Annotated in this window: 3 protein-coding genes; 2 read left to right on the top strand and 1 reads right to left on the bottom strand. The window is 42.2% G+C overall.

Annotated elements, in window-relative coordinates:
- Positions 1-177: type II toxin-antitoxin system CcdA family antitoxin (locus D908_RS0118755; protein ID WP_005522160.1), on the top strand; the 177-nt coding region annotated here is incomplete at its 5' end.
- Positions 177-494: a CcdB family protein gene (locus tag D908_RS18010; RefSeq protein ID WP_005522156.1), complete on the top strand. Its 318-nt coding sequence runs from the start codon at positions 177-179 to the stop codon at positions 492-494. The genes D908_RS0118755 and D908_RS18010, both read left to right, overlap by 1 nt.
- Positions 495-610: 116 nt before the next feature.
- Here the strand turns inward: D908_RS18010 and D908_RS18015 are convergent.
- The coding region (locus D908_RS18015; protein WP_005522154.1) for a GNAT family N-acetyltransferase at positions 611-873 on the bottom strand (263 nt) is incomplete at its 5' end.

Here is an 873-nt window from a genome sequence, read left to right as displayed (position 1 = left end):
GCTGAGGCTAAACGCTTAAATATAAACCTTTCGGCAACAATGGAAAAGGCACTTGAGAAAGAAGTGAGTCAACGCCTGAAAGCTGAATGGTTAGAGCAAAATGCTGATGCCATTAATGCTTGCAACGAGCTAACTGAAAACCACGGACTATTTTCTGATTCTTACCGAGTATTCTAATGCCACAATTTTCGCTATACAAAAACAACGATAAAAGCACTTCAACCGCATACCCATACTTTGTTGACGTTCAAAGTGAATTGCTTGATACATTGAACACTCGATTAGTTATTCCGCTAACGCCTACTGCGTTGTTAGAGAAAAAAGCGCCCAATCATCTATGCCCCGTAATCCATATTGATGAAGGTGACTTCGTAATTCTGACTCATCAAATGGCAAGTGTACCAACCAAAATTCTAAGAGAGCCTGTAAATGATCTAAGCACTTTTAGAGACGAGATCATCTCTGCTATCGACTTTCTGATTACTGGCATATAACGCCCGCCTAAGGGGCTGGCAACGCATAACACCAAACTCAAACACAACAGCCGTAACCACCGTGGCTCATTGGGACTGGAAACGCCGCGCGTTGACAGTCCCTCTTGAGGCGTTTGTTAGGCACAGGATGCCCTCTTTAGTACCCATTTTTCCAATTTTTCATTGTCGCTATCAACCACAAAACCAATGAAAACAAAGTTGTTGGCTCGTACGACATTCAACGAAGCGAGGTTCGCCGATGAAATCAAAGCCACAACACTTTCAATTGAATCCACATTAAACGCTAACTGACAAAGTTGATTGACTGCCAATTTTGCAAATCCTCGACCTTGTTTATAAGGCGAAACGTTGTATCCAATTTCAACTTCACTATCTTGAG

This window comes from Vibrio mimicus CAIM 602 (assembly GCF_000338875.1).
In the GTDB taxonomy this organism is placed as follows: Bacteria; Pseudomonadota; Gammaproteobacteria; order Enterobacterales; family Vibrionaceae; genus Vibrio; species Vibrio mimicus.
Note: the sequence above shows the minus strand (reverse complement) of the source record. Positions and strands in the feature narration are given on the sequence as shown.